Genomic DNA, 5,600 nt, shown 5'->3' on the forward strand with positions numbered 1-5,600 from the left:
TTGTACGCCGCCGCCCGCCATCGAGCAGAGTTTTACACCTAATTGGGGATAAAACAGCTCATGGCTGGCGGCGGTGTGGTGCTGATCGGCACGACCCTCATCCCCCTGCTCTCCGGTTTGTTCGGCTAATCCACGGCAAGCCCAGCTTAACCGAAGGGTGGTGAAATATTGGGCAGCATTTTAGAAAAGATCGAACAAGCTCTCAAGGATATGCTGATCGGATGGATCGAGAGCAACCTGACCAATATGTTCACCGATGTCAATGAGAAGGTAGGAACGATTGCCGCCGAAGTTGGGCAAACACCGTCCGGCTGGAACGGCGGCGTGTACCAGATGATCCGGGGACTATCCGAAAACGTGATAGTCCCCATCGCTGGTATCATCATCACCTTCGTTTTGTGCTACGAGCTGATTTCCATGATCACCGAGAAAAACAACCTTCACGACATGGACACATGGATGTTCTTCAAGTGGTTTTTCAAGGCGGCTGTGGCGATCTACCTCGTGACGCATACGTTTGACATCGTGATGGCAGTATTCGACATCGGGCAGAACGTGGTTTCCGGTGCAGCCGGAGTCATCCACGGCAACACCAGTATTGATATTGATTCGACGATTGCGCAGATGCGTACCGGCATGGAGAACATGGGCGTCGGAGAACTGCTCGGACTGTCGATAGAAACTCTTCTGATCAGCTTGTGCCTCAAAATCATGGCGATCCTCATTACGGTCATTCTCTACGGGCGCATGATTGAGATTTACTGCACCGTGAGCATTGCGCCTATTCCCATCGCAACCATGAGCAACCGCGAATGGGGCAGCATCGGCACGAACTATCTGAAAGGCTTGTTCGCTCTGGCATTTCAGGGCTTTCTCATCATGGTCTGCGTCGGCATCTACGCAGTGCTGATCAACGGCATGATTATCGCAGACAACATTCACTCGGCTCTGTTCTCTGTGGCAGCGTATACGGTCATTCTGTGCTTCTCGCTGTTCAAGACCGGAAGCCTCGCAAAATCCATTTTCCATGCGCACTAAGGAGGTCGGCAGCATGAAGAAGTACAGCATCATCTACGCCGATCCCCCTTGGGCGTATCGGACTTACTCCAAGAAGGGACAGGGGCGGTCGGCAGAAAGCCATTATCCGACGATGTGCATTGAAGACATCAAGGCACTTCCGGTTGGCGAACTGGCTGCGAAGGACTGCGCTCTGTTCCTCTGGATCACGTTCCCATGCCTCTGTGAAGCACTCGAAGTGCTGACGGCATGGGGCTTTTCTTATAAGACCGTGGCTTTTGTATGGGTGAAGCAAAACCGCAAGAACGATGACCTCTTCACCGGCATGGGGTATTGGACAAGGGCAAACGCGGAAATCTGCATCCTTGCCACGAAGGGACATCCGAAGCGAGTTGACGCCGGTGTGCGTCAGGTCATCCTCAGCCACATCGAAGAGCATTCCAAAAAGCCGGATGAGGCGCGGGAACGCATTGTTCGGCTCATGGGAGACCTTCCCCGCGTAGAGCTTTTTGCCCGTCAGTCTCCCGAAGGCTGGGACGTTTGGGGCAACGAGGTCGAATGCACGGCATATCTTCCAATGGAGGAAACACCATGCTGCGGCTAAGACCTATCTCTCTTCGAGACGCCAACGAGTATGTCCGGAAGCATCACCGGCATCACAAGCCGGTTGCCGGTCACAAGTTTTCCATCGGCTGTGAAGCAGACGGTGAGCTTGTCGGTGTAATCATCGCCGGGCGTCCCGTCAGCCGGTATCTGGATGACGGCTTCACATTGGAGGTTACAAGGCTATGCACCAACGGGGCGAAGAACGCTTGCAGCTTTCTCTACGGCGCGGCGGCAAGAGCTGCTGCGGCTATGGGCTATAAGCGCATCATCACCTACACGCTGGAAAGCGAAAACGGTGCAAGCCTTCGGGCTTCCGGCTGGATTTGTCAAGGCAAAGCGGGTGGGCTTCGCTGGACGGGCAAGCGTCAGCCGAAGGAGGAACAGTATCCCGCACAAATGAAGCTGCGCTACGAAAAGCAGCTTAGAAAGGAGGAAACAGTCAATGGCATTTGTTCCGGTCCCGAAGGATCTTAACCGCGTCAAAACGAAGGTCATGTTCAACCTGACCAAGCGGCAGCTCATTTGTTTTTCCATCGCTGCGGCGGTCGGCGTCCCGATCTTCTTTCTGGCGAAGGCGCATCTCGACTTGTCTACGGCGGCAATGCTGATGGTAGTGATCATGCTCCCGTTCATCTTCTTCGCACTTTACGAGAAGGACGGTCAGCCCGCCGAGAAGTATCTGTACCACATCGTACAGTCCATGTTTATCCGGGACAAGGTGCGCCCCTATCGCACAAACAATCTCTACGCTGAAATTCAGCGAAAAATCAAAGAACAGGAGGAATTGCAGCTTGAACAACAGCACAGCAAAGGCAAAGCCTAAGATGACGGTCAAGAACGGCGTCGTTTACGGCGATGCCCTTTCCGCTCAGGAAAAGAAGCGGATCGTCATGCAGAAGAAAAAGGACAGGAAGGCAAAGAAAGTCCGCAAGTCCGCCCAGCAGACCATTCCCTATGTGGAGATGTGCCGCGACGGTATCTGCAAGGTAAACAGCCGCCTCTACACGAAGTCCATCGCCTTTGAGGACATCAACTACCAGCTTGCGCAGAACGAGGACAAAACTGCCATCTTTGAGAACTGGTGCGACTTTCTGAACTACTTCGACAGCTCGATCTTCGTCCAGCTCTCCTTCATCAATCAGAAGGCAAGCCTCAATGAGTTCCGCAAGCGCATCAACATTCCGGCACAGGAGGACGCCTTCAACGACATCCGCTCCGAGTATTCCGGTATGCTGCAAAGCCAGCTCACCAAGGGCAACAACGGGCTGATCAAGAAGAAGTACATCACCTTCGGCATTGAGGCGGACTCCCTCCGCACGGCAAAGCCGAAGCTCGAACGCATTGAAACCGATATTCTCAACAACTTCAAAACCCTTGGTGTGAGGACGGAACCGCTGTCCGGCTATGAGCGGCTGAAAGTGCTTCATGATGTGTTCAACATGGACACCAATGAGCCGTTCCGCTTTTCCTTCGATATGGTTGCCCGGACAGGACTCAGCACGAAGGACTTCATCGCGCCCACTTCCTTTGACTTCCGTGAAGGCAAGTGCTTCAAGATGGGCAGAACCGTCGGCGCGGTGAGCTTCCTGCAAATCCTCGCGCCGGAACTCAATGACCGTATGCTTGCCGACTTCCTTGAGATGGACAGCAATATCACGGTCAATTTTCATATCCGGACGATTGACCAGGCAAAGGCAATCAAGAGCATCAAGATGAAGATCACCGACCTCGACAAGATGAAGATCGAAGAGCAGAAAAAGGCGGTCCGCTCCGGCTACGATATGGACATCATCCCGTCCGATCTTGCCACCTTCGGCGGTGAGGCAAAGCGTCTGTTGCAGGATCTCCAGACCCGCAATGAGAGACTGTTCCTTGTGACCATCCTCATCATGAATACGGCAACCAACCGCCAGAAGCTCGAAAACGCGGTGTTCCAGACCGCCGCCATTGCCCAAAAGTATAACTGTGCGCTCAAGCGTCTTGACTTCCAGCAGGAGGAAGGGCTGATGTCCTCTTTGCCTATCGGCGTCAATCAGGTGGAAATCGAACGAGGACTGACCACTTCCAGCACAGCGGTTTTCGTGCCGTTCACCACGCAGGAGCTTTTTCAGGGCGGCGAAGCTCTCTACTACGGGCTGAATGCGCTGTCCAACAACATGATCATGGTGGACCGCAAGCAGCTCAAGAACCCCAACGGGCTGATCTTGGGTACGCCCGGTTCCGGTAAGTCCTTCTCCGCCAAGCGTGAAATGACGAACGCCTTCCTCATCACAGAGGATGACATCATCGTCTGCGACCCCGAAGCCGAGTATTTTCCCCTCGTGCAGAAGCTCGGCGGTCAGGTCATCCGCATCTCGCCGGTCAGCACGGATTACATCAATCCGCTGGACATCAACACGAACTACTCCGAAGAGGAAAACCCGCTGACGCTGAAATCCGACTTCATCCTCTCTATGTGTGAGCTGATTGTCGGCGGCAAGGACGGCTTGCAGCCGGTTGAGAAGACCATCATTGACCGCAGTGTCCGCATGGTCTATCAGGAGTTTCTTGCAGACCCCAAGCCGGAGAAAATGCCGATCCTCGAAGACCTCTACAACATTCTGAGAAATCAGAAGGAGCCGGAGGCACAGCGCATCGCAACCGCCCTTGAAATCTATGTTCACGGCTCTCTGAACGTCTTCAATCACAGAACGAATGTGGATGTCAACAACCGCTTCGTCTGCTATGACATCCGCGAACTCGGCAAGCAGCTCAAGAAGCTCGGAATGCTCATTGTGCAGGATCAGGTGTGGAACAGAGTTACCATCAACCGCGCCCAGCACAAGGCAACTCGCTACTACATGGACGAGTTCCATCTGCTCTTGAAGGAAGAACAGACCGCCGCGTACAGCGTGGAAATCTGGAAGCGTTTCAGAAAATGGGGCGGCATTCCGACCGGCATTACCCAGAACGTCAAGGATCTGCTTGCGTCCCGCGAGGTGGAGAACATCTTTGAAAACTCGGATTTTGTCTACCTTCTGAATCAGGCGTCCGGAGACCGGCAGATTCTCTCGAAGGCGCTGAACATCTCGCCCAGCCAGCAGAACTACATCACCAATTCCAATGCCGGTGAGGGGCTGATCTTCTATGGCTCGACCATCGTTCCCTTCAAGGACGATTTCCCGAAGGACACCCAGCTCTACCGCATCATGACCACCAAACCCGAAGAAACCGTACAGAACTAAGGAGGATTTTTGAATATGAACAACAAGATGATTACCATTCCCTACGCGGACGCTATCGAATACGGAGAGAACACCTCCGCACTGTTTAAGGCTCTGTGGGAGCTGACCGATCTGGTCCGACTGGAAAGCGATCTCAAGAAGCATCATCGCGCCTACCTCCATGTGAGGGAGGACATCGACGAAAAGGTCAAGGAGGCGCGTCAGATTATGACCAAGGTATCTGTGGATATGATCGGCTTCTACTTCAAGGTTGATGTTCCCAAGTGCAGCAACAGCGACGAGAATACCCCTTTCGCTGACGCAGCGGATGATGAAGCCGTAACTATCCCCAAGGACAAGTATGAGCTGATGATCGACGATCTGCTCACGATGTCCGAAATCATTCAGTGCGTCGCAGATATGCGCACGCAGGATGTGAAGGCAATCCGCGAGTTCGGCAAGTTCGTCCCCGCCTTTGCCGCCTTTGAGAAGAACCGCCTGAGCCTCTATCGTGAGGCGGCGAAGGAAGCCGAGGAAATCTTCGACCGTTGGGCAGACGAGATTGACGATCTCGACGAGGACTTCATGGAAGATGAGGACTATGAGCCGGACGAGTATTACTCCGACTGATGCCCATTGAAATGTTGTCGGGTTTCACAGCCAACATTTCAATGGAAACACAAATCCAACAGAACAGGAGGTACACCACCATACAACTTGACATCATTCATACCGGCGATTGCCTTGAAATCCTGAAAACTCTGCCCGATGACA

At 53.4% G+C, this 5,600-nt stretch carries 6 protein-coding genes and 1 pseudogene; all 7 read left to right on the plus strand.

What is annotated here, in order from left to right:
- Nucleotides 1-45 precede the first annotated feature (45 nt).
- Nucleotides 46-129, plus strand: a pseudogene (locus WMO25_RS14120) (Maff2 family mobile element protein); the annotation flags it as partial.
- 39 nt (nt 130-168) lie between these two features.
- Nucleotides 169-1,038, plus strand: a complete 870-nt coding sequence (locus WMO25_RS14125; RefSeq protein WP_007046101.1) for a VirB6/TrbL-like conjugal transfer protein, CD1112 family — start codon at nt 169-171, stop codon at nt 1,036-1,038.
- A 13-nt stretch (nt 1,039-1,051) separates the two neighbouring features.
- Entirely contained in the window at nt 1,052-1,621 is a 570-nt protein-coding gene (locus WMO25_RS14130) for an MT-A70 family methyltransferase (RefSeq protein WP_349085837.1), read from the plus strand.
- Nucleotides 1,609-2,097, plus strand: a complete 489-nt coding sequence (locus WMO25_RS14135) for an XF1762 family protein (protein WP_256303956.1) — start codon at nt 1,609-1,611, stop codon at nt 2,095-2,097. Before WMO25_RS14130 ends, WMO25_RS14135 begins: the two co-directional genes overlap by 13 nt.
- Entirely contained in the window at nt 2,066-2,446 is a 381-nt protein-coding gene (locus WMO25_RS14140; protein ID WP_256303955.1) for a PrgI family protein, read from the plus strand. Before WMO25_RS14135 ends, WMO25_RS14140 begins: the two co-directional genes overlap by 32 nt.
- Before the next feature lie 67 nt (nt 2,447-2,513).
- The gene (locus WMO25_RS14145) at nt 2,514-4,847 is read left to right on the plus strand and encodes a VirB4-like conjugal transfer ATPase, CD1110 family (protein ID WP_349085838.1); all 2,334 of its coding nucleotides are present in this window, start codon (nt 2,514-2,516) and stop codon (nt 4,845-4,847) included.
- A gap of 15 nt (nt 4,848-4,862) precedes the next feature.
- Nucleotides 4,863-5,456 carry a nitrogen fixation protein gene (locus WMO25_RS14150; RefSeq protein ID WP_256303954.1) on the plus strand — a complete coding sequence of 198 codons (594 nt, stop codon included), beginning with the start codon at nt 4,863-4,865 and terminating at the stop codon, nt 5,454-5,456.
- The last annotated feature ends 144 nt before the right edge of the window (nt 5,457-5,600 follow it).

Origin of the sequence: Coprococcus intestinihominis, assembly GCF_040096555.1 — a bacterium.
Lineage (GTDB): Bacteria > Bacillota > Clostridia > Lachnospirales > Lachnospiraceae > Coprococcus_A > Coprococcus_A intestinihominis.